23 protein-coding genes and 2 pseudogenes are annotated in these 23850 nt (G+C 35.8%); 10 read left to right on the top strand and 15 right to left on the bottom strand.

Annotation, left to right across the window (positions count from 1 at the left end):
• Window positions 1–443 precede the first annotated feature (443 nt).
• Both VKJ25_RS03100 and VKJ25_RS03105 read left to right on the top strand, forming a co-directional pair.
• Window positions 444–1949 (top strand): polysaccharide biosynthesis/export family protein, encoded by a 1506-nt coding sequence (locus VKJ25_RS03100; RefSeq protein ID WP_324235162.1) that lies wholly within the window; start codon window positions 444–446, stop codon window positions 1947–1949.
• A 551-nt stretch (window positions 1950–2500) separates the two neighbouring features.
• Window positions 2501–4678, top strand: a complete 2178-nt coding sequence (locus VKJ25_RS03105; protein WP_324235163.1) for a GumC family protein — start codon at window positions 2501–2503, stop codon at window positions 4676–4678.
• Window positions 4679–4814: 136 nt separating this feature from the next.
• Here VKJ25_RS03105 and psbV2 read toward each other — a convergent pair whose 3' ends face one another.
• The 6 genes from psbV2 to VKJ25_RS03135 all read right to left on the bottom strand — a co-directional run bounded on the left by psbV2 (window position 4815) and on the right by VKJ25_RS03135 (window position 8747).
• Complete coding sequence (gene psbV2 / locus VKJ25_RS03110; RefSeq protein ID WP_324235164.1) at window positions 4815–5315, bottom strand: photosystem II cytochrome PsbV2; 501 nt, start codon at window positions 5313–5315, stop codon at window positions 4815–4817.
• 313 nt (window positions 5316–5628) lie between these two features.
• Window positions 5629–6117, bottom strand: coding sequence for a photosystem II cytochrome c-550 (gene psbV / locus VKJ25_RS03115; protein ID WP_324235165.1), 489 nt, complete (start codon window positions 6115–6117; stop codon window positions 5629–5631).
• Between the two features lie 137 nt (window positions 6118–6254).
• Window positions 6255–6443 carry a translation initiation factor IF-2 gene (locus tag VKJ25_RS03120; protein ID WP_324235166.1) on the bottom strand — a complete coding sequence of 63 codons (189 nt, stop codon included), beginning with the start codon at window positions 6441–6443 and terminating at the stop codon, window positions 6255–6257.
• Window positions 6444–6524: 81 nt separating this feature from the next.
• A complete protein-coding gene (accD, locus tag VKJ25_RS03125) occupies window positions 6525–7505 on the bottom strand; it encodes an acetyl-CoA carboxylase, carboxyltransferase subunit beta (protein WP_324235167.1) in 981 nt (326 codons plus the stop codon).
• Window positions 7506–7660: 155 nt separating this feature from the next.
• Window positions 7661–8479 carry a prepilin peptidase gene (locus tag VKJ25_RS03130; RefSeq protein ID WP_324235168.1) on the bottom strand — a complete coding sequence of 273 codons (819 nt, stop codon included), beginning with the start codon at window positions 8477–8479 and terminating at the stop codon, window positions 7661–7663.
• A 7-nt stretch (window positions 8480–8486) separates the two neighbouring features.
• A complete protein-coding gene (locus VKJ25_RS03135) occupies window positions 8487–8747 on the bottom strand; it encodes a hypothetical protein (protein ID WP_324235169.1) in 261 nt (86 codons plus the stop codon).
• A 904-nt stretch (window positions 8748–9651) separates the two neighbouring features.
• On the opposite strand from VKJ25_RS03135, the gene galE reads away from it, so the two are divergent.
• Window positions 9652–10653 (top strand): UDP-glucose 4-epimerase GalE, encoded by a 1002-nt coding sequence (gene galE, locus VKJ25_RS03140; protein ID WP_324235170.1) that lies wholly within the window; start codon window positions 9652–9654, stop codon window positions 10651–10653.
• A gap of 292 nt (window positions 10654–10945) precedes the next feature.
• Here galE and VKJ25_RS03145 read toward each other — a convergent pair whose 3' ends face one another.
• Together VKJ25_RS03145 and recR are read right to left on the bottom strand one after the other, a co-directional pair.
• Complete coding sequence (locus tag VKJ25_RS03145) at window positions 10946–11113, bottom strand: hypothetical protein (protein WP_324235171.1); 168 nt, start codon at window positions 11111–11113, stop codon at window positions 10946–10948.
• A gap of 293 nt (window positions 11114–11406) precedes the next feature.
• On the bottom strand, window positions 11407–12000 hold the full coding sequence (gene recR / locus VKJ25_RS03150; RefSeq protein WP_324235183.1) for a recombination mediator RecR: 594 nt from the start codon (window positions 11998–12000) through the stop codon (window positions 11407–11409).
• 387 nt (window positions 12001–12387) lie between these two features.
• On the opposite strand from recR, the gene VKJ25_RS03155 reads away from it, so the two are divergent.
• Entirely contained in the window at window positions 12388–12525 is a 138-nt protein-coding gene (locus tag VKJ25_RS03155) for a glutathionylspermidine synthase family protein (RefSeq protein WP_324235172.1), read from the top strand.
• Between the two features lie 126 nt (window positions 12526–12651).
• Here VKJ25_RS03155 and rph read toward each other — a convergent pair whose 3' ends face one another.
• Entirely contained in the window at window positions 12652–13368 is a 717-nt protein-coding gene (gene rph / locus VKJ25_RS03160; RefSeq protein ID WP_324235173.1) for a ribonuclease PH, read from the bottom strand.
• Between the two features lie 277 nt (window positions 13369–13645).
• Window positions 13646–14212 carry an adenylate kinase gene (locus VKJ25_RS03165; protein WP_324235174.1) on the bottom strand — a complete coding sequence of 189 codons (567 nt, stop codon included), beginning with the start codon at window positions 14210–14212 and terminating at the stop codon, window positions 13646–13648.
• A gap of 249 nt (window positions 14213–14461) precedes the next feature.
• Here VKJ25_RS03165 and VKJ25_RS03170 point away from each other — a divergent pair, with 249 nt between their 5' ends.
• The 4 genes and pseudogenes from VKJ25_RS03170 (at window position 14462) to VKJ25_RS03185 (ending at window position 17978) form a co-directional block, all read left to right on the top strand.
• The gene (locus VKJ25_RS03170; RefSeq protein WP_324235175.1) at window positions 14462–14998 is read left to right on the top strand and encodes a P-loop NTPase family protein; all 537 of its coding nucleotides are present in this window, start codon (window positions 14462–14464) and stop codon (window positions 14996–14998) included.
• 904 nt (window positions 14999–15902) lie between these two features.
• A pseudogene (locus tag VKJ25_RS03175) lies at window positions 15903–16025 on the top strand (Uma2 family endonuclease); the annotation flags it as partial.
• 195 nt (window positions 16026–16220) lie between these two features.
• On the top strand, window positions 16221–17303 hold the full coding sequence (locus VKJ25_RS03180) for a DUF4335 domain-containing protein (protein WP_324235176.1): 1083 nt from the start codon (window positions 16221–16223) through the stop codon (window positions 17301–17303).
• A 423-nt stretch (window positions 17304–17726) separates the two neighbouring features.
• On the top strand, window positions 17727–17978 hold the full coding sequence (locus tag VKJ25_RS03185) for a hypothetical protein (RefSeq protein WP_324235177.1): 252 nt from the start codon (window positions 17727–17729) through the stop codon (window positions 17976–17978).
• A 376-nt stretch (window positions 17979–18354) separates the two neighbouring features.
• On the opposite strand, the gene VKJ25_RS03190 is transcribed toward VKJ25_RS03185, so the two are convergent.
• Window positions 18355–18591: an acetyltransferase gene (locus VKJ25_RS03190; protein ID WP_324235178.1), complete on the bottom strand. Its 237-nt coding sequence runs from the start codon at window positions 18589–18591 to the stop codon at window positions 18355–18357.
• A 109-nt stretch (window positions 18592–18700) separates the two neighbouring features.
• Between VKJ25_RS03190 and VKJ25_RS03195 the strand changes: the two genes are divergently transcribed.
• The gene (locus VKJ25_RS03195) at window positions 18701–19360 is read left to right on the top strand and encodes a HEAT repeat domain-containing protein (RefSeq protein ID WP_324235179.1); all 660 of its coding nucleotides are present in this window, start codon (window positions 18701–18703) and stop codon (window positions 19358–19360) included.
• Window positions 19361–19616: 256 nt separating this feature from the next.
• Here VKJ25_RS03195 and VKJ25_RS03200 read toward each other — a convergent pair whose 3' ends face one another.
• On the bottom strand, window positions 19617–20339 hold the full coding sequence (locus VKJ25_RS03200) for an SH3 domain-containing protein (protein ID WP_324235180.1): 723 nt from the start codon (window positions 20337–20339) through the stop codon (window positions 19617–19619).
• 211 nt (window positions 20340–20550) lie between these two features.
• Between VKJ25_RS03200 and VKJ25_RS03205 the strand changes: the two genes are divergently transcribed.
• Window positions 20551–21903, top strand: coding sequence for an NACHT domain-containing protein (locus VKJ25_RS03205; RefSeq protein WP_324235181.1), 1353 nt, complete (start codon window positions 20551–20553; stop codon window positions 21901–21903).
• Here VKJ25_RS03205 and VKJ25_RS03210 read toward each other — a convergent pair.
• The 3 genes and pseudogenes from VKJ25_RS03210 to VKJ25_RS03220 all read right to left on the bottom strand — a co-directional run.
• Window positions 21863–22000 carry a hypothetical protein gene (locus tag VKJ25_RS03210; RefSeq protein ID WP_324235182.1) on the bottom strand — a complete coding sequence of 46 codons (138 nt, stop codon included), beginning with the start codon at window positions 21998–22000 and terminating at the stop codon, window positions 21863–21865. The two genes, VKJ25_RS03205 and VKJ25_RS03210, sit on opposite strands and share 41 nt — an antisense overlap.
• A gap of 135 nt (window positions 22001–22135) precedes the next feature.
• Window positions 22136–22381 carry a Uma2 family endonuclease gene (locus tag VKJ25_RS03215; RefSeq protein ID WP_324235184.1) on the bottom strand — a complete coding sequence of 82 codons (246 nt, stop codon included), beginning with the start codon at window positions 22379–22381 and terminating at the stop codon, window positions 22136–22138.
• Between the two features lie 562 nt (window positions 22382–22943).
• Window positions 22944–23240: pseudogene (locus VKJ25_RS03220) on the bottom strand (Uma2 family endonuclease); the annotation flags it as partial.
• Window positions 23241–23850 lie beyond the last annotated feature (610 nt).

Raw genomic sequence — 23850 nt, forward strand, 5'->3', positions numbered from 1 at the left:
TATTTGTCAAAAAAAGTTGTAGGGGCGGGTTTATTAAAAAGTCTAAAAAAATCTCACTGGTATTGCTAAACCCGCACTTTTATTATGAATAGTTGATAATAGATAATTTATGGAAATATTTGTCAAAAAAAGTTGTAGGGGCGGGTTTATTAAAAAGTCTAAAAAAATCTCACTGGTATTGCTAAACCCGCCCCTAATTATTTTTCTGTTCCGGTTTCTAAATTATAAATTATGATTTATTAAAAAGTCTAAAAAAATATCACTGGTATTGCTAAACCCGCCCCTGATTATTTTTTTGTTCCGGGTTCTAAATTATAAATTATGATTTATTAAAAAGTCTAAAAAAATATCACTGGTATTGCTAAACCCGCCCCTGATTATTTTTTTGTTCCGGGTTCTAAACTCTAAATTCCCAATTCTTCCCTCTTCCTTCATTAAAATTCATGATTAACCACTATTCTCGAAGATTAATTTCTCTATCCCTAGCCAACTTTTACTCTAGCGCAATAATTCTATCTTTAGCCGGGCTAACTTTTCCTAAAAATGCTTATGGACAAATCCAATTACCCAATAATATACAGACTATTTCACAAACTAATTTAAGACCTCCATCCATAGGTTCTCCACCCTTAAATCCTAACTTTGACTCAGACCCAGATGTACGATTAAAACGTTACTTACTCGGACCAGGAGACCAACTTTCAATTCAAGTGCAAAGATTTCCTGACCTAAATGCAGCAACAACTATTGGTCCAGAAGGTACTATTCAAATGCCTTTGATAGGAACTCTGTTATTACAAGATTTAACTATCTCAGCAGCAATAATAAAAATTACCTCTGAACTTAGTAAATTTATTATTAATCCACAAGTATCCATATCATTAGTTGTTCAACGTCCAGTCCGAGTCACAATAGCTGGAGAAGTTACTAGACCTGGTTATTATCCAGTAGGAGGAAATTATCAAATTTCAGATGCTCTATCGGTAGCAGGAGGAACAGTTTTTACAGCAGATTTAAGAAGTGTAGAAGTGCGCCGAACTTTAGCTAATGGCTCTGTAGTTAGTCAGATAGTAGATATTTTAACTCCACTACAAGAAGGTGGCTCTCCTCCTGATTTACGTTTAGAAGATGGGGATGTGGTGATTGTACCTTCTCAAATTTCCATTATACCTGAAGAGAAAGACAGAGAATTACTGACTAATTATAGTCAAGCTGGACCTGTAGCTACTGGTATTGTTACTGTGAATGGAGAAGTAACTCGACCTGGTTATTATCCAGCAAATCAGGTATCTTCTGCTTTATTAGCTGCTGGTGGTGCTTCTTTAACTGCTGACCTAAGAAGAATTTTAGTTCGTCGGACATTAGCTGATGGTGGTGTGATTGAGGAAACAATTGATTTATACACTCCATTGCGAAATTCTACTGATTTGCCGAATATTCCTCTGAAGGATGGGGATGCTGTGATTGTACCTAGATTAGAACCGGGGTCAGAACTTGGTTATGACCGGGAGCTAGTTAGTAAATCAACTTTGAGTCAACAACAAATTACTGTTCGTATTTTCAGTCATCCTAATGATAGTTTGGCGACTACTAATCTCCCAAATGGTAGTAGATTAATAGATATTCTTAATGGTATAGCGCTAGATTCAGCAGATTTAAAAGAAATTAATTTAATTAGATTTGACAAAGAAACTGGGCAAATAATTAGGCGAGAACTGAATGGGAAAGAAGCAATATTTGGGGATAGTTCTCAAAACATTTTACTTCAGAATGAGGATATAGTTGTGATAGACCGCACTTGGATTAATCAAATTACCTATTTATTTCAGAAATATACACTTCCTGTGAGAACTGCTTTGGAACTTGTGCTGTTTTTACGTTCTTTACAACGAGATACCTCTAACATATTCTTAGGTGGAGGTAATAATAATAATAATAATAACAATTAATCAGAAAAGAAACTCGGTTTCTACAGTAAATCATTGTTTTTGACAATAAACATCTATGATAAATCGGGTTTCTCGGTTTCGCAGGTGGAAGAGATAATAATAACAATAATCAGGACTTACGCATTGGGAACAAATTTTGGGTGTTTGAGATTGTTATCCTGACGGACTGCGACCCATTTATGTCGCGGAGCGAAACGCTGCCGCTTGCTATCGCAAAGCTGCGCTTTTGATGTCGCGTAGCGAAACGCAATGACAGAATTTCGTTGCGCATGGGTAAGTCCTAGATAATAACAATTAATATATAATAACTATAGGAATAGGCAATAAGTTGTTAAGGATTTAAAATTCGGTTTAAATCCTTAACTGATAACTGAAAAAGCTATTGGTAGGGTGCATTAGCCGTAGCGTAACGCACCGATACTTCATATATAGTTCCTTTGCGTAAGTCCTATGCTTAACTGATAACTGAAAAAGCCAAAGATTAAAATCCTTGGCTCATGGCTAAAGTCATTTTTAAGATGACTAAATTAACTTTTTACTGATAACTGATTATGGCTATACCAATTATTAAACGTTATTTAATTGCTTTAGGGCAATACAAATGGGTGGCAGTAGCAACTTGCGCACTAGCAGTAGGTGTTTCAGGAATAGTTGCTATGCAGCCAGTTCCTGAAGCAAAACATACAATTGTAGGTACTTTGATAACGGTTAGTCCTCCTATATTGTTTTCCAATGTTGGTAGTACAATTCAAGAAAAGGCTGCAACAGTTACCCCTGATATGTTACTTAATGATGAAGTTAGAAAAGTAGTAGCAGAGAAGTTGTTGGTAAAACCCATACAGCTTAGGGGGGCTAATTTAAAATCAAAAGAAGGTACATATCTCTTATCTTACGATGATACCGATGCAGAAAAAGCTATAGAAATAGTAGATGCACTGATGGAGGAAATAGTTAAGCAAAGTCGAAAAATTAATGCTACTTATCAAACAACTATTATAGATGAAGTAAAAAAACGGATGCCTGAAGCAGTTGCAGAATTGAGAAAAGCTGAACAGGAACTACAGAAATTTGAAAGAGAAGAAGAAGCTCTGTTGATAACAGCAAGAGCTGCTGCTTTACCAGGACAAATTGAAGGTAGCCGACAACAACAAACTCAGATTAATTTACAGTTAGAGGGGGTGGAAGCTCAAATTAATAGTTTAGAACAACAGTTAGGGTTAACCGCAGAACAAGCTTATGTAGCGCGGGCACTTGCTGCTGATCCGATTATCGCAAATCTTCGAGTACAGTTGTATCAAATCGAAAATGAGTTAGATAAATTATTATTAGATTTTACAGAAGAATATCCACCTGTAGTTGAGTTTCGTAGACAAAAACAAGTTGCAGAAAAACAATTACAACAACGTGCTACAGAAGTTTTAGGAGGTAATGGTATTGCAGCGCCATTAAGACAAGTAGAGCAAATTCGAGTTGATGCTGCTTTAGACCCCACTAGACAACAATTAGCAGAAAACTTAATTGCCCTCACAACTGAGAAGGAGCAGTTGCAAAGACAACTAATAACAACAATTGAAACTGAGCAGAAATTAGAAACTGAGTATAAAAATATTCCTAATAAGCAATTAGAATTAACTCAGTTGCAAGGAGAAGTTGCTGTGAAAAAGTCTCGTCTTGATAAAATGCGATCTATTTTAGAAGATGCTGAAGCAGCAGAAGCTGAGATAGCTAGCAGTTTAGCTATTTCTAATAAAGCTGGTATTGCTAAGAAAGGTGTGAAAGAAGAAAAAAGTATGCCTTTAATGATGGCAGTAGGAGGACTTGCGGGTCTAGCTCTGGGTGGAGGTTTAATTTTTGTTCTGGGAATGCTTTCTGGTAAGTTCTATTCTTGGGAAGAAATTAAGGCAGCTCTGAAGGAAAAAGATGTACCGTTATTGGGTTTGTTACCTGATGTGATGCTTTTTGACTTAGATATGGAGTTAGAAGAAATGCCTTTGTTAATGGAGCGAAATTCACCTTATCTAGAATTTTATGAAAAGTTACGGACAAATCTACAACGTCAGGGAAATGGCTCTCCAAAAGTTTTGCTTTTCAGTAGTGGAGCCAAAGGAGAAGGGAAAACATTTTGTGCTTATAATTTGGCGATCGCTGCTGCACGAGCTGGTAGACGAACATTACTTATCGAAGGAGACTTAAGGTCTCCATCAAAAGCTCACTTTCTGAAAATTGTTCCTCATCCCCATAGCTATGCTGAACCACTTCGTTATTACGGGGATACTAATGATTGTATTCGACAAGTACCAGAAATAGAAAATCTCTATGTGGTGCCTAATCCTGGTACTATGAAACAACCGGGTGGTATCATTGAATCTAGTGAAATGCGAAGGCTACTTCTAGAGTCACGACATCGTTTTGACTTTGTGATTGTAGATGCTCCTTGTTTGACTCAGAATAATGATGCTTTTATTCTAGAGCCATATACTGATGGGATGATTATTGTGACTCGACCACACTATACTCTCTCTGGTGTATTAACTGAAGTCATAGACCAGTTAACAAATGATGAAGAGGATGAGTCTAGCAAGTCTGGTCCTAAGTTTTTGGGAGTTGTGGTTAATGGGGCTGATATTTCTGTAGAGTTTTCATTGGAACCATTGAATGATTTGGATTTTTCTGAACCACAGATTGCTAATTCACCTAGACCTAGGATAGGAGCTACAATTAATCATTAATAATTAATAATGGGTACTGAAAAAAAGTAGTTATCTGCCAAACCCGCCAAGAAATAAATTTCTTGGCTCAAAGCAAAAGTCATCTAAAGATAACTTAAACTAAAACCCACGGATTTTAATTCTTGGCAGATTAGCTTTACTGGTCAACCTCTCCTGGTCCCCAAGCAGGAGCTTTTTGCGCAGATCTTAAAATAAATGCAGCCATTTTTTCTACTAGCTCTTGAGACATCCAATTTTCAGTAACTTCACGACAGAAAATGCTATAGTTGCTGCCATCATATATCATTGGTTGTCTGAAAAAAGTAACTAAGTTATTTATATTATCTCGTGGTGGTGTTGCTCCTTTTAGTTTTTCCAGAGATAGATGTACTGAAGGATTAACTAAATTTGCTCCTCCTACATGACAATTTAAACAATTTTTAGCAAACATTTGTTTACCTTCAGATAAATCTTCAGCAGAAAATTTCTTAGTTTCACCTTGTTCATTTAATTTAATTTCTACTGGTATTTCTGCATCTAAATATCTTCTAACATAAGAATCTACAGCAGCTTGAGCTGGTCTTATATCAACAATTATTACTTGAATAATAATTAATATTATTAGTAGAAAACGAATCAATAGTGATTTTTTTAACATAATACTTTTATTACTTTTGTTAACTACTTTTTAGGAAGTAGGAAGTAGGAAGTAGGGAGTAGGAAGTAGGGAGTAGGGAGTAGGGAGTAGGGTGAACTCAGAAACCCGGTTTCTTTGCGTTAAACTAAAATAAATAAATAGCTGAGCGCTGTTTGCGCAGCATTCCGCAGAAAATGCTGACTGCTAAATGCTTAAAATAAATGATTTTAGATTAGGGTTTAATGAAGAGGAAACCAAATCAAATTTTTTGGTCTCCCATCAAAAAACTAATAACCTAAAATCATCAATCAATATTTCTTAAAGAAACAGAATTTTAACGGAAGATTTTACCGCCGCCCCACTGTTTACCAAGAACTTTTGGTTGTACGAGAATGTAACCAGCGATCGCATATAAATCATCCTCAGTAAGATTTCTCATTTCTGGGTAAATATCTGCACTCTTGATACTTGGGTGTAGTTCGGATATTTCGGTAAATCCATCATAAGTAGTAGGGTTGATCATGTAGTCTATGAGACCTTCTATGTTATCTCGTGGTGGATAGGCCAAAGCTAAAGCTTCTGGACCAAGGCCAACATCAGGATTAGTTTTGGTAATTCCTCCCACATGACACTGAGAACAAACATTATTAAATACCTGTTTGCCTCTGATGAACTCCTTAATAGTAAGTACAACTTCTTGACCATCCTCATTCAGAGGTAAAGTCCGATCATTATCAGTTAGTGTAGCAGCAGTGGCACTATTGATGAACGTTTGAAACGTCAGGAATAATATGGCAACTATAGCTATGAAAAATTTTTTCAAGTTTCTTCTCCTTAAAACTGGTAAATTAATTAACCAACTTATGTATGTTCATTAACTGAACTTCAGGTTTACTAAAGTTTTATCTAATTTTTATTTATCAGTGTTCAGTTGTCAATTAGTCAAGTGTTTAGACTTCTCTATTTGGAATCTGACTTTAGTTGTTGGGCCAATAGATGAGACATAATTGCCTTGGCATCCTCTAAGGCCAAACGAGTTTGAGAATTTTTATAAGATATCTTCATTTGGTCACAAAGACGAAGGACTTCATTTATATGGACATTAAAGTCCTCTGCTATTTCTTGGATTGATATATCAGCAAAACCCATAAAATTTTTTTCAATAATTAGGGAGTTGGGAGTTGGGAGTAGTGAAGAGCAAAACTTTTTAGGTCTTCTACAATCAGAACTTTAATTCTGAGGTGTAACTTGAATGTTATTCTCGTTTGTCGAGAGATTGTGTTGCTCTGTCTTATAGGGTAAATGGCAATGGGGTCCAGCTTCTAATAACTTAGGAGAAATAGATGTAACAGATAACGGTTTATGGAGACGAATTAACTGAACCAGAGTTTTCTTTAATTGGGTACGAGGTACAATAACGTCTACAAAACCATGTTCCAAGAGATATTCAGAGGTCTGAAAGTTCTCAGGTAGCTTTTCTCGGACAGTTTGTTCAATAACTCGTCGTCCAGCGAAACCTATTGTTGCCTTTGGTTCAGCAATAATAATATCTCCCAGCATGGCAAAACTTGCCGTTACACCACCTGTAGTGGGATGAGTTAAAACTGGAATATACAGCAGTTTAGCTTCCCGATGCTGTTCTAGGGCACCAGATATTTTGGCCATTTGCATCAGACTTAACATACCCTCTTGCATTCTCGCTCCACCGGAAGCACAAACAATTACTACAGGTAAACTTTCTTGAGTGGCCTTTTCAATTAATCGAGTTAGTTTTTCTCCCACAACTGAACCCATACTACCTCCCATAAATCGGAAATCCATTACTCCCAAGGCCACAGGTTCAGTTTCCATGTTACCGATACCTGTTTGTACAGCATCTAGAAGTCCAGTTTTGCTTCGATATTCTTGAAGGCGATCGCTGTATGCTTTGCGGTCACAGAATTTTAGAGGGTCTGTTGCTTTAATTGTGTTGTTAATTGGCATCCAGGTGTTACCATCTATTAACTGCTGAATCCTCTCTTCGCTGGATACTGGTATATGATGTCCACATTCCAGGCAAACCATTTGATTTGCTTGGAGATCTTTTGTATAAGTTAGAGCGCCACAAGCTTCACATTTAAGCCAAAGTCCATCAGCAATTTCTCTTTCAGGTCTTTGTGGAGAGTTTTGGGCTGATTTTCGGCGATTTGCAAACCAATCAAATAGAGACATTAATTAATATATTTTTGAATTATTTATTAGGTGGTTAAAATTTTTGTTAAATTTTGTATTCTACAGCTATTTAGATTAAAGATTAATGTTAAGGGAATAGGATTTTTTTTATCGTTAGAAAAGTTTAGTTTGATAATCGTTAATTTAGCCTATCGTTATCTTGGAAAAAATAAACTAAAGTAAGCGGATAATATATCGCTACCCCAAATAACTGTTAAACTAGCCCCCATTGCTAAAAATGGTCCAAATGGCATTGGTTGTCGTCGATTTAGCCAACCTAGGGCGATCGCTGTTCCACCTACAAATGCTCCCATACCACAAGCCAGAAAACAAGCTAATAATAAATATTTCCAACCCAACCAACTTCCGATCATGGCTGCTAGTTTAGCATCCCCTCCCCCCATAACTGTTTGTCCAAAAACTATGGAGCCAAATATGGAGATTAAGTCAAACAGCCATAGACCAACTACGGCTCCAATAATACCTATCATTAGATGATTAGATAAATTAATTACTTGAAAATTTGTCTCTAATGTGGTAAGCAATTGAAAAGCTAAACCAAAGATTAATCCTGATTGAGTTAGAGGATTAGGCAAGGTCATAGTGTCGAGGTCAATAATAGATAAAGCTAGTAGCCAACTAAAAAAAGCCCAATAGCCTAGGGTGGAAATACTAATTCCAAATTTCCAGAAAACAACTAAAAATAGTAAGGCTGTGATTAATTCTACTACTGGATAGCGGATAGAAATGGGATTTCGACAATGCCCACAACGTCCTCCCAAGGATAACCAACCGAATATAGGGACATTTTCTGTTGGTTTTAATCGACTATAACATTTGGGACAGCGAGATGGAGGCCAAAATATAGATAATCCTGTGGGTATCCGATATATGACAACGTTGAGAAAGCTGCCGATGGATGCTCCCAGGGCAAGGATGATTAGAGTAATAGGCCCTGTGATTAGTAAGTCCATATTGAGGTTAATAGATTTTAGATTCGATTAGTTCTATGGAAAGGAACAATTCTCCCGGTAATAAGATTGGTTGGTGGGAAAAAATTAAAGTAGTTCTATAACTTATGGGACTAATAGCTACACCATGAGGAAGTATAACTTGGTCAGGGTGGGTTTCTAGATAAGTACAAAATAGCAATCTAGCTAACTTTTGTAGATATGGAGAAATTAATAGGATAGTAGCTGGATCTGTACGCTTGATTTTTTGGTTTTCTATAGCATTTACCACGAGAAACTAAAATTTTAAAGATATAGCCCTATGTGTTAGGGAATAGGGAACAGGGAACAGCGGTCGTCAGCGGAGCTTCCCGTAGGGTGAGATGGATGGGTTCCCTAACTATATCTAATCGACCAAGAGAGGGAACAGGAGAATATCAAAAGGTTTTTCGTATAGGGAAATGCTCCGCAAACAGAATGTAAAAAGGTCCTAACCTTTGCTTCGATTGCTATATTTCCTGCTATGGTACTTGACTTTAGTAAAAGGTTGACAAATACTTTTTGATTTGTTAGCTTTTGCTGATGTAAGCTGATCAATAAATATCAGTAATTATTGGTTATTTTTTAATTAGAAAAACTAGCAAAATATCAAGTTTATATCGTAACATATTTTCAGCATTTCTTGTGGAATGCTGCGCCAAAAACTATTAGGTATTAGCTATTCCTTTTTGTTGTTGATAAAAGCTTTTTTATTCAAAATTAAATTTGACTATAAAAGCCAAATTTCAACTCTATATTCATTTAAACATCTTGCTTAAAGTTGAGGTGTTTTTCCTGAATGCGGACCCATTTCCCTGGAAAAACTAGCTGAATATTTACTGAAAATTTAGGTATAGCAATCCTAAATTAGGTTTTAATAATTCAAAAACTAGAAATAAACTCTAAAAGTTTTACCTATTGCTTATTATTAAAAAGCAATAAGATTTTAGAAAAAACAAATATAGGATTTTTATAGTAATTAGATTTTGTTTTTGTCGAAAAAGAAACTGTAGGGGTTTGGTCTCCAAACCCAAACAAATAAGGAATTTGGAGACCAAACCCCTACGGTAAAATATGAGAAGCTATTTAGTAGGATTGCTATATATAACTTCGATTGATTTCAAGCATAAATTAATAGTTACAAGGAAACTCAAAAAGTGTCACAAACCAAGCCAACTATTTTAGTAAGTGGAGGAGCAGGATATATCGGTTCCCATGCAGTTCAGGCTTTACAAAAAGCAGGTTATGATGTACTAATTTTAGATAACCTCGTCTATGGACATCAAGATATTGTTGAAAATGTCCTGAATGTAAAAATGATTGTTGGGGATACGAGCGATCGCCTCTTATTAGATAAAATTTTTGCTACTCACAATATTGCAGCGGTAATGCACTTTGCTGCATATATTTTTGTTGGGGAATCAGTCAAAGACCCCCTAAAATATTATCGCAATAATGTGCTTGGTACATTAACATTGTTAGAAGCGATGCTGAAAGCAAATGTCAAAAAGTTTGTTTTCTCTTCAACTGCTGCTATCTACGGGGAACCGAAAACAAGTCCTATTCCTGAAGACCATCCCAAACATCCAATCAATCCTTATGGTACAAGTAAGCGGATGGTAGAGCAAATATTGACAGATTTTGAGGTTGCTTATGATTTTAAGTCAGTTTGTTTCCGTTATTTTAATGCAGCGGGAGCGCATCCTAATGGTTTTACTGGAGAAGATCATAACCCAGAAACTCATTTAATTCCACTGGTGTTGTTTGCAGCATTGGGTAAGCGAGATTCTATATCAATTTTTGGTACAGATTATGATACTCCTGATGGTACTTGTATTCGCGATTATATTCATGTGTGTGATTTAGCAGATGCTCATGTTTTGGGATTAGAATATTTATTGAATGGTGGTAAGAGTGATTTCTTTAATTTGGGTAATGGTAATGGGTTTTCAGTAAGAGAAGTGATCGAGACTGTGAAGAAAGTTACTGGTAAAGAGTTTAAGGTAGAGGAGCGCGATCGCCGTCCTGGAGATGCACCTATTTTGGTAGGAAGTAGTGAGAAAGTAAGGAAAATATTAGGTTGGTGTCCGAAATATCCAGAAGTTAAAGATATTGTTGCTCATGCTTGGCAATGGCATCAAAAAAGACATGGGGAATAAAATTCATGCATTCAAAAGTCATGCATTCAAAAGTTAAGAAATTTATTGTATGTGATTGTGACTGGAATATAGTCGAAGGAAGCAATTTTGAGGGTAGCATCAAATTGCTTCCTCAGGCAATATCATGCATTCAAAATTCATGCATTCAAAAGTCAGAAATTTATTGTATGTCATTGTGACTGAAATATAGTCGAAGGAAGCAATTTTGAGGGTAGCATCAAATTGCTTCCTCAGTCAATTCAAAAGTTAGGAATAATCCTATAGTTATAGTTACAAATTATATATAAACTTTTCATCCTTTTTTAGCATCTATATCAAACTTAAAACCAACTTCAGTTTCATTAGTTATTTCTATACTTTCCCAGGAATTATTATTAATCTGAATACTATCAATTTTAGCCAAGCGAAAATTTTGTAGATTTTTCTGACCACATTTTTTTTCAATTTCTAATAGTGACATTCTTGATATTTTCCTGACAATTTTAATATGATTTATTAATTGTATAACTATTTTTTTATTTATACTATTTTACACTGAACTTCCAAGTTTAAAGGTTTAGTTTTACCTTGTTTGAACGAGCGCGATCGCTTCCTCAGTAAATAACGAATAGTAAAATTAGGCCAACTGCGGGAATCTTGCCCGCGACAGGTATACCTCATGGTCAACGGAAACGAAGGAATGTTCGGTACGGCAGCAAGATGTTCCCACTGCCATACTTCGTAAACAAAATTCTGTAACTTCTGACTTCCTATCTAATCTAATTCCCGCCTCCCCTCCAACGCACGCGCTAATGTCACTTCATCCGCATATTCCAAATCTCCTCCCATAGGCAAACCAAAAGCAATGCGTGTCACTTTTGTAAAAGGTCTCAACAACTGACCAATATATAAAGTAGTTGTCTCTCCTTCCACACTGGGACTAATAGCAATAATCACTTCCTGAATATTCCCTTGACTGACTCGCCGTACCAAGGGTTGAATACTCAACTGTTCAGGACCAATACCATCCATCGGTGAAATAACTCCTCCCAGAACATGATATAAAGCTTTGTATTCCCGTGTTTTTTCCAAAGCAATTAGATCGCGGGAATCACAGACAACACAAATAGTTTCTTGGTCTCGTTGAGGGTTGCGACAAATTTCACAAATAGGTTCAGCAGATAAATGGAAACATTTCTGACATAAACCTACTTTTCTCTTGGCATCAACTAAAGCTTGAGCTAAAGCTTTAATTTCTTCTTCGGGACGTTTAATAATATATAATGCCAAACGCTGTGCTGTTTTCGGACCAACACCAGGCAATAGTTGTAATTGTTCAATTAGTCGTGCTAAAGGTCGAGTATAAATTTTGAATTTCCTCCATTTCAGTTATCAGTAGGGACGTTGCATGCAAAGTCCGTACAGTTATCAGTACCGACTACTGAAGTCAGAAGTTTGAGACCTTATTTTTTGGTCAAAACTTGCTATTTGATTTTAGCTAAATCAGGACTTACGCAAGGGAACTATAAATGGGTTATTGGTGCGTTACGAGATACGCTTTTCATGTCGCGTAGCGAAACGCACCCTACAAATAGCGTTGATGCGTAAGTCCTATAAATCTTGGATATTTTAACTATTTCACCAAAATTTAGTCCTAAAAGAAATATTGTCTTTACCTTTCTGGTCTTGTTTTCTACTTTTTCCATCTGCTAATAGCGATCGCTTATAGCGGATTTCCTGAACGGTAAACCACTGTTGCCGAATTTTGATGGTTATTATCCTGTAGTTGGTGCTTGGGTTATTGGTGGGGAAGCTGCTGGTATTTGTATAAGGGAAGATAGGGAAATTGTAACTCAAGATTTGAGTATGTTTGTACCTCATTATTTTAGTTAGGGTAGGGAGTAGGGAATAGAGAACAGGGAACAGCTCAGACGAGAAACCAGAAACCGGGTTTCTCCTGTGTAACTTCTTTTTTTCCTATACTCTCTACTCTCTACTCCCTACTCTCTACTCCCTAATCTAAGAAATAACTTGACGTTGAGCAACAAATAATTCTTTAATTCCTGTTTCTGCTAAGTCTAAAATTTGATTCAGTTGAGTACGACTAAAACTACCTGCTTCTGCTGTTCCCTGAACTTCAATTAAAGCAGGTTTGTCATTCATCACCACATTAAAATCAATTTCTGCTGCTACATCTTCTGGGTAGTTCAAATCTAAATAAGTTTCCCCTTCCAATAACCCCACTGATACAGCAGCAACTTGATGCAAAATAGGCGATCGATCTAACTCTCCCCGATCTATTAATTTGTTAATAGCATTTGCCATTGCCACAAACCCCCCAGTAATAGAAGTAGTGCGAGTACCTGCATCTGCTTGCAAAACATCAGCATCAACTATTATAGTCCGTTCCCCTAATAAATTCATATCCAGAGAAGCTCTCAAACTACGTCCAATCAACCTTTGAATTTCTTGAGTTCGACCAGACAGTTTCATAAATTCTCGTTGTTGACGTTGGGGAGTTGCCCCAGGTAACATTCTATATTCTGCGGTCAACCAACCTTGACCTGTATCTGCTAAAAATTTCGGTACTCCTGGTTGAGTGGTGACAGTGCAAAGTACCTTTGTGTCGCCACACTTGGTTAAAACAGAACTGGTGGCAAATTTAGTGTAATCTAATTCAAAACTAATAGGTCGTAATTGGTTTGATGTTCTACCATCGGGACGTTGCCAAGACATAATATTTTTAATTAATAATGAATAATTAATAATTACCTCTGGTTAAAGCCGAAAGAATTGAACCAAGTGGGGAAATATTATTTCTTTTTTCTATCTAATTATAGAATCGGAATAATTAGTTTATGGAAAACTGTGTAACTTCTCACCTAATTCTTTTCCTTCTGCCTCTATTTCAAAGGGGGGTTGGAGAGATTCTTTCTACCCTGTGCTGAAGATTAATTATTAATTGGTAAAGTTTCGATAATCTAAAAATTGAATATTGAGAGATAATTTTTAATTATTGAGAACTAATTTTCTCTGATATTTCTTTTTGAATTTGGGTTATTGTTTCATCTCCATTAATAGTAAGTAATTTTTGTCGATATTCATAATATTCCAAAATTGGGATAGTACGCTCATAAAATAAATCTATCCGACGCTGTACAATTTCTGGGTCATCGTCAGTACGCGATCGCTCCTTACACCGATTCATCAATTCTGCCTCAGACACTTTTAAATAAATTGCCCAATCTAATTTTTGTCCCAAATCATCTAGTAAAAAATGTAGTTCCTCTGCTTGGAAAGCTGTTCTGGGATAACCATCCATTAACCAACCATAATTAACATCAGACTCTAAAAGTTGTTGACGTACAAACTTAATCATGGTTGGGTCTGGCACTAAGTCTCCCTTTTCTACATAAGGTTGTACCACTTGACCTAATTTTGCTTGATTAGCGATCGCTTCTCTGAGTAGATCGCCAATAGATATCAAAGGAATTTGTAGGTTCTGACATAGTAAATTTGCTTGAGTTCCTTTACCAGCACCTGGACCACCTAAAATTATTAATCTCACGACAATGTACAATAAACGTTTCTATATTTATGTATTTTGTATAGTAATCCCAAAGAGGTTTGGGGAAAAAGTCCGTTTTTATTAATGTTCTCCACACTCTACTTCCTCAAACTTGGACATATATATAGTGTTAAATTTATCGTATAATCAAAAAAAGCACTATATATTGATATTGTCTAAGGCAAACTTTCAGTCCAGCTTAGATATTATAGTTGGAAAAATCAGTATATTCAGCATAATATATTTTTAAACTTTAATTTCATGGTCGCACAATTACAAACCCCTTCTCTCAACGTTCTCAGTGACTTACCTTATACTGTTCCTGGTTTAGTACAGGTATTCACAAGTGGTCAACGTAATTTTTTTACTGATGTTATGGCCCAAGCCTTGAGAATAGCTGGCCAAGGTAAGTCAGTATTAATTGTACAATTTCTGAAAGGGGGTATTCATCAGGGGTATAATCAACCAGTACAATTAGGGCAAAATCTCGACTGGGTTCGCTGCGGTTTTCCTGGTTGTATTGATGGGTCGGATATAGATGAAAGTGAGAAAAATTTACTACTTGATTTGTGGCGCTATACTCAGGCAGTGGTATCTGAAGGAAAATATGAGTTAGTAGTTCTTGATGAATTAAGTTTAGCAATTAATTTTGGTTTAATTCCTGAGACTGAAGTGTTAGATTTTCTAGACAAGCGTCCTCGTCATGTAGATGTAATTTTAACAGGACCAAATATGCCTGAAGAAATTTTGCAGATGGCAGACCAAATTACAGAAATTCGTCGCAGTCATAGACCATAATTTCAGTTATCGGTTATCAGTTTTGTCAGCAGCAGCAATCTATCTCCAGAAACCGGGTTTCTTAAAGAAACCCGGTTTCAATAGTAAGGGAGACGAGGCCAATCTAGTTAGTCGTTAAGACTGTCAACTTCCCTGAGAGGCCCGCCACTACAGGAGGGCCAATCTAGTTAGTTGTTAAGACTGTCAACTTCCCTGAGAGGCCCGCCACTACAGGAGGGCCAATCTAGTTAGTCGTTAAGACTGTCAACTCCCCTGAGAGACCCGCCACTACAGGGGGGCCGGTCTAGTTAGCTTGTCGTTAAGACTGTCAACTCCCCTGAGAGACCCGCCACTACAGGGGGGTCGGTCTAGTTAGCTTGTCGTTAAGACTGTCAGCTCCCCTGAGAGACCTGCCACTACAGGGGGGCCGGTCTAGTTAGCTTGTCGTTAAGACTGTCAGCTCCCCTGAGAGACCTGCCACTACACAAATAGAAGATGACCTTAGCTTTCAGCCAAGGATTAAAATCTTTGGCCAAACAATTTTAGTTAACAGTTAATAATTATCAGTTTTTACGAATTTTATCTGAAATGAATATTGCGATCGCGACTAAATATGCCACAATAAATTATTTAGATAATAACAGAAATTGAAAGTTGGAAATCAAATTCCTACAGTTTTTTTCATTGTGGTAAACTAGCGTAGAAACGTTGCATCGAACGTTCCTATTGAGTTATTATTTTTTTTTATTTAGTTCATTGACCTGAAAATTGTTGAGGGTTGCTATTATTAAAAAATCAAGCATTTTTTTGACTAAATTTAAGTTAATTATTGACTAAGTAAAATGACTATCACTAACAACCCATCTAATATTAAAATATCTCTGCCAGATCATACAAATTATCAGAATCAGACAGCACTTTCAGTATCAATCAACCTAATCTTAAAATATCTCTACCAGACCATACTCAATTACTAGAATCAGACGGCACTTTTGTGAATAATTTTCAGGAGTATCCCCAAAGCATTTTATTAACAGATTCTATTCAACTTATTTATTAACTAAATCAGGACTTAAGCAAAGCAACCAAGAAACCAGGTTTATTGCCCTGATATTCAGGTTTAAATCACAAAATTTCGGCAAAGAAATCCGGTTTTTGTGTAAGTTCTATAAGTAATAGGATATTTACTTCCGTAAAACGTTATACACCTTACAGGTTTCAAATTATATGGAGAATAAATGTAATGCCAATTCAACGTCAGTACAGTTTACCTAACTGCAAATTGATTTTGCAAGGCTTAAGTGATACTGAAGGAACCAACTTAAATCCAGGCAAAGTATTATCTATATTAATGAGTGCTGAATGTCATATTTATGGCCAAGAGTCACCATTAACTGGGGGACAAGATTTTTTTGAAAGTTTGGTCAGACAAGTTAGTAGCTATGCTCAGGAATTTCTCAGTGGTATATCTTCCCCTAGACACCATAGTGGAAAACAAGAGTTACTAGAGTTACATAGAATAGATGCTAATCTCCACAGATTAACTATCTTTGATGGTAATGTTTCTAGGGGGAATATGGCCGAGCAAAAACCCGGAAGAACTATTGATTTAACTACAGTTCAGTTATTTGATTTAGTTGAGGCGATAGACCAGTTTTTTGCTGACTCTCTGACTTTACCAGGCTTCTCTTTGGCAGTAAAACCTGTTTCTCGAAGAAAAGCCAAGTCAGGAGAACCTATAGCCGAAAAAGTTTTACCAGTTGCTGTGGGAATGTCGGGTTTAGCAGTAGCAGCGTTGGCTTTATTCTTTGTACCTATTCCAGAAGTACAACGTCCGAAGGAACCTCAACCACAATCAGATGAAAGTGTGGGTAATCTAGAGACATCTCCTAAAAATACCCCAGAACTTGGTTTGAACCCGGTTCCCGTTTCTGAAGGTTTAGACTCTTCTCGGGAATCAACTGGTATAATAGATGATTCTGAGCAGATAGAAACAAAAGAAAATTCAGAGTTATCTTTGACTACCAGTAGGGAAATTACAGATCCAGCAGAGATTGAAAGATTGCAAAGTTTACTTTATGATGCTATTGATGAGTCTTGGACTATAGAAATCAACGCAGATTTAGTTTATAGTGTAACAATGACTGGCGATGGTTATATTACTGGCTACAAACCAATAAATCCTGCTGCTGCTGATGGGGTTGATAAAACTCCTTTGCCAGATTTACTGAACCAAAAGGCAGTTGGTAGAGGTAATAGTCAGTCCACGGCTAAGTTTAAGGTTTTTTTCAGTGCACAAGGTTTTCTAGAAGTAGAACCTTGGTGAATATTAACCACAATGGATAATGAAAGATGATGTTATCTGTCATAGCCGTCGCGAGCAAGATGCAGGATTCCCGAAAAATCGCACTGATATTTTCATCATTTATCTGTCCTGAAAAAAACCAGTAGTAGGTTGGGTTGAGGGACGAAACAAGGGCAATAATTTTTACTCCCCGACTCCCCAACTCCCTAATGCACCATTTTAGATGAAACAGTTCAGTAGGTTGGGTTTCGTCCCTCAACCCAACAATAGATGTAGCTTGCTTCTCCGTAGAAGTAACTCAACAATAGTCAAGTTTTATTGGGTTTGATTATGATACCACTACGGGTCAGCAAGCTACATTTTTAGGTATGTTAGTCCAGTAGCACTTATCTCTAAACCAGTTTTTAAGGTAGGATTCAAATTGAAGTCACTAATAAAAAGGCCGTGAGTAAATCTTCTACTACTCGGATTAATTTTAGGTCTCCGGGAATAGATTTGTTAATACTATGCTTAATATTTAGATTATTACTACTGGTGGTAGCTAGTGGCTTTTCCTGGGTGTTGGGAATGGCAATCGCTGTTCAATATCCTTCTAATTCTCAAGAGATACCAATAGTAGAAAAGTTTTTTCATGGAAGTAATGACAGAGAGAATATTTCAAGAACCTTTGCCCTAATTTTTAAGAGCTACCTCTAAATAGGGTGTGCTGATTGATCGGAAACCGTAAAAGTCTTTTTGTCAGGAGAGGAGCCAGAACCCAGAATCCAGGAGGAATCAGAATTTATAGAAGAGGTAGCCAGAATAATCGGAGCTAGTGATTTTCTTCCCTATCTTGCCCAAAATCCTAGATTTTTCAACCGAAATTACCTAAAAGCTGGTACTTTATTAGTACCTGCAAAGCTTAAAACCTTTACCTGTCAATGCTTTTATATTTAATCAGCAAGCCCTAAATAGGGTTTGCTGATCAAGTCTTTCTTTTCCCACACTTCCCACCCTTCCCACACTTCCCACACTTTCCACACTTTCCCGCTTCTCGTAACTCTTAACTACTCCCTACTCGCTAAAACCCTAATTAAGCCTTAGGTTGTTGGATAGCAGAATTCAACTTATTGAGAGCTTGATCAATTTTCGACAATTCTGGATGTTGTTCTAATTTGGCCTTTACTTTAGCCTTGGGTATTTTTACTTTCTTGGCGTGTTCTTGAACTTCATTAATAATGCGTTCCCGATATTCTTCTAATCCTTTGATTACTTCTTCTATTTCTTGGGTTGTTGTTTGTGCAGTATTCGCTTCTAAAGTTTCAGACATAATAACTTTTAATTAATTTTGGTATTTTGCCAAAATTAATCATCCCAGACTTGGGGATTAGTTGCTAGTATTTGTAAAGAAACGTAAATAAAATTAAGCAGATTTTAATATGGAGATTAACCAAATTCAGGTATACTTAGAAAGCTCTGATTCTCAGGAAAGATTAAAAGGGCTGACTGAGTTAAGGAAATATGAAAGTGAAATAGCAGTTCCCCTTCTCAAAACTAAACAGCGTGACCCAGAATTTTTAGTCCGTTCATTCGTAGCGATGGGATTAGGTAATAAACGCACCCCTGAAGGTTTCCGGATATTACTAGAAATGATGAAAAATGACCTAGACTATAATGTGCGAGCAGAAGCAGCAAACTCCCTATCTAAATTTGGAGCAGAAGCAGTTCCCTTTTTAGTAGAAAAATTTCGCGAAGATGATAATTGGTTGGTGCGTCGGAGTATTCTTGCTCCTTTGATGGATATGCCATTTCCTGAAGCTTTATATGACGTTTGTATGTGCGCGATCGCTGGTGAAGATATGACAGTAAGGGAAGTTGCCATTAGTGGTTTAGGTGCGTTAGCGGGGACTAAGAAAGAAAAGGATGCTTTGGAACAACTATTAGCTTTTGTCAGTTCTAAATTTTGGAATATTCGGTGGCGAACAGCTCAAGGGTTAAGTAAATTTGATGATCCTCAAGCAAAAGCAGCTTTGAATTATCTTAGCAAAGATGAAAATCATAAAGTAGTTGCTGTAGCTTTGGAAGGTTTAATGTTGTAAAAAGACAGAAAGCAGGGAGCAGAAGGAGTAAATAATTAGGTAGTGGTTTACAAGTAGTGATACTCTCAAAAAAAGTCAATTAGTCAAGGGAATAAAATTTCTTTCAAACTAAAAATTGAGGTAATTTATGTTCCCTGTTTTCTGTTTCTTAAAAGCGATAAATTTTGGCTTTCTTAACAATTGAGATGCACCCAAATAATTATTTTTACTAAGCGACAAAAAGTGAAGAAAATTAACAATTTCTTGGAAGTTTAAATTAAAGATTCTCGTTCCCTTCTATTAACACTAAAAATTCATACTCAAATCCACGCAGATAAGAATCTAATTGTAAAGTATATTCTCCACCCACAGGCATAATACTTGTCCATTCACTTTCATTGCCTTCCACATTAGGTTCCCTGGTGATCAGTAGGCCATCAGGATTAATAATTGCGGGAAAGACATCTCCTAAATTTTTGATAGTTAGGGTCTGACCCTGAATCATCCTCACTCGGTAGTTATGACTTCCACTACCAATAATCTCACCTCTAACAATAGCTGTGTCGCTTTTTGGGGAGAAGGTAATGGTCTTATCTACCATTGCACAACTATTACGAGTTCGGTTCTTGGCAACCCAACCTTCAACAGGATTAGTAATTTGTAGCCAACCAGATTGTTCATCTGCGACAGAAACATAGGTATTATTGTTAAGTTCACCAACTATATTACCTTGTTGAACTTCTGGACTCCTACGAACATTCAGAGGTGGGTCAAGGTCGTAAACTATGGCCATACTAATTTTGCAGCCAGATGTTGGTGGTGTAATTACAACTGGACTAGATTCTTGACTAACTAAAACTGAGTTGTTGTGCAGCCTTGTTATCGAAAAATAATTACTAACAAGTTCTGAGGAACCAGACTGAATTGTGAAATAAGCTATAGAAGCAGCACTAGCAAGTCCAGTTATTCCAATAATGAGTTGTATTTTATTGAATGACATAAATTTTACTTAATTTATCAAGAGCAAAAATGGGACTTGGAGACCAAACCCTTATGCTTCAATACTACAACATAATTTAATTGATAATTGATAATTGATTATTGATAATAAAATAATTTTTTATATCTCTAATTTTTTATCTGACTCTCTAATACTCTAATTATCCATTATCCATTAATAATAAGCCATATCAAAATAGAGTGATATAAAGGTGCAAAGAAATCGCAATAAACTATTAGATAAAGTTAAGAAAGAAGTTATGGAACTGCGATCGCAGTCTCTACATAATGCAGTAATAATTAATCTGCTTCGTGAGCAACCATCCCAACAATTAAAACGTTCTTGGGATATAGAAATAAAAGTAGGAAAGCGACCTATTTTTCAACTCCCTGCGAAAGTAAATATTATGCAAGTTTTTGACCGCATGAAAGGAAAATTACTTTTATTAGGAAATTCTGGATGTGGCAAGACTACAACTTTACTAGAATTAGCCAGAAAACTTATAATTCGAGCGGAAAAAAATCCAAATACACCTATACCAGTATTATTAGACCTGGCGACATGGCAAAATCATCATCAGAAAATTTCAAATTGGTTAGTTAATCAAATTAATATTAAATACAATATTCCTCATCAAGTTACGATAAATTGGCTAGAAAATCGGCTACTATTACCTTTAATAGATAGCTTCGACCAAGTACCTACAGAATTATCAGAATATTGTTTAGAAGGAATTAATAAATTATCGGTAGATTTTCAGCCAAAACACTTAGTTATTTGTAGTAGTTTTACCGCTTATAAAAATTGTTATAATAAGTTTAGAGTGAATGCTGCTGTTTTATTAAAACCTTTAAAAACAAATCAGATTCAAGATTATTTATTGGTGGCTAGAAGTCGAGAACTTTGGAGTTATATTCAAGATGAACCAGAGTTATTAAATTTAGCTAAAACACCATTAATGTTAAGCATGATGACTTTAGCTTATGAAGAAATTTTGATGGCTGCTTGGATGAGAATTACTTCTAAACAGGAAAAAGAAAAATACTTATTAAATGCTTATATTCGTTCTCAGTTAGGGGTAGAAAATAACTATAGATTTTATTCTAAACGTAAGGAACCACTACCAGAACAAACAAGACGATGGTTGTCATGGTTAGCCAAACGAATGGCGGCAGAAAATCTTCAGGAATTTAGAATAGAAAAACTTCAGCCAAGTTGGTTAAATTATCATGGTGAATTACAGGCATATCAGTTAACAACTAATTTAATTAGTTTGATTAGTGTATTATTTTGGGGGTTTGCTTTTGGGTTTATTTTAACTTTGATTTGGCAATGGCAATTAGGGTTAATTGGTGGTGCTATTAGTGGATTAATTGGTGGTATATTGAGTTTGCCAGGAATCAAAAAATTGGTGCTGCGAATTATTTTATTTAGTCATGGGCATATTCCTTGGAATTATCGTCGTTTTCTCAATTATTCTGCTAGTAAATTATTGTTACAAAAAGTAGGTAACAGATATCAATTTATTCATTATTTATTGTATAAACATTTTCTGGAAATGTAGTTGGTATTTCTGCTTTATGCAATACTTTATGCAATACTTGTTCAGCAGTTAATTCTAATCCCTCAAATAGAGAATCTATGAGGATAGTATTTCCCATATATACCAATGTGCACTGGCACGCTTTACAAATTGCAGGAGCTGTCCAATAGATAAAAGCCTTATATTATCGGCGATTCATTCTTTCTGTTCCCTCCATACCTGTTCCCTCCATACCTGTTCCCTACGCGCAGCCCTATAAGTTTGTGGCGGTGCATCTGGATAAAAAAACTGTAATACTCCTAGCTTGACTATCAATAATCGAGACCCTTAATACCCCTACATCTAAATAATCTCTAGCTTTAGCCGTAAGTTGACCAAATGTTTGACTAGGAGAAATAATTTCTATGACTAAATCTGGCGGTACAGAACAAGCAAAATCTTCTTCCCAATCTTCAGAAAAATGTTCGGCAGCAAGATATAATAAATCTGGTACTGGTATCTAATCTTTTCCTTTTTTTGCTTAACTTAACTGCTAATTCTGGATAAACTTTTCCTTTTCCTTCACACCATTCATCAATTAAATATAATAATCCACGAGTTAGTTGAGAATGAAATTTTTTGGGTGACATTTTAGCTACAGCTTTTCCATCAATAAATTCATAAGTAATATCTCCATCTCCTGGGAAAAGTTCCAGAAAATCTTGTCATGTAAGTCTATCTTTTGTTTGTACCATTTTGTCTATTTTAGGATATACTATATAACGATAATTTTGATAGAGCGATCGCTTATTCTTTGTAAGCATTTCCTCCGAAATACTGCGCCCAATTAGTAGTCAGCTCAAGGGCAACAAAAATGAATTAGGCAAGCACTATTTTAACTTCTTAGCCAATCCTATTATTATCAAAAAAGAGGTGATTATTAATTGTTAATTATTGGATCCATTTTTCCTAAAAATATATTTATTGCCGATTTTTAACTATTAAAAAATTCCATTTTTTTATGACCAAAACATTTCTGCAAAGCATAGAGAAAGTGATGGAAAAACCAAAGGATTAATTACTTAATTATCTGATAAAATAGTTTCTAACTTATAACCTTTTGGCGTAGGATAACAATAGATATAAGCTTGACGATTACTTACATCTAAAACCCAATATTCAAAAATATTTGCTCTGGCATCAATAAGTGTTTTTTCTTCCCTATCTATTTTTAAAGTCATGTCAGAAATTTCGATTAAAAAGAATATTTCCTTTGGACTGGGATGACAATTACCATAAGCTTGTGGCGCGATTTTTATTATAGCAATATTTGGTTCTGGCTCAGAAGTTGATAATGTAACTGGTAACTGCATTCTAACATGAGCTTCCTGAGTTAATTGAGCTTTTAAATAACAGGTATAAGAATACCGTGGTCTATCATTTTATGGTATTCTGTTATTGTTCACAAACAAATTTTGGTGGTTGTTATTAATATAAACTCCTATTTTATATAAGTATATTAATCCTAAATAGGTTGATCGTAGGGGTTTGGTCTCCAAACCAAAATGCCAAGGGATTGAGAAACCAAATCCCTACAATTTTTTTTCAGGAATGATTTGATATTGCTATAGATTTATCCTTTATTAACAGGACTTACGCAAATGTACTATATATAGAGTAAAAAAACTATAACGTTATAGTTTTAAGTACCATATCTAGGGTTGCTCCGTAAGTCCTGTACTATTTTCCCAAAATACTGCTATATTAATCTTTGGTTGATTAATATCTGACAACATTTTAATATTTCAACCTTTATTATTGGTGATTTATGGCTCACGAACAACTGTTTATTATATTTTCTGAAGCGTAAAAAAATGCCTATTGCCTATTGCCTATTCCCTTAACGGAATTTCAACCTTTATTATTGGTAATTTATGGCTCACGAACAACTGTTTATTATATTTTCTGAAGCGTAAAAAAATGCCTATT

The organism is Okeania sp. (assembly GCF_035285525.1).
Taxonomy (GTDB): Bacteria; Cyanobacteriota; Cyanobacteriia; order Cyanobacteriales; family Microcoleaceae; genus Trichodesmium.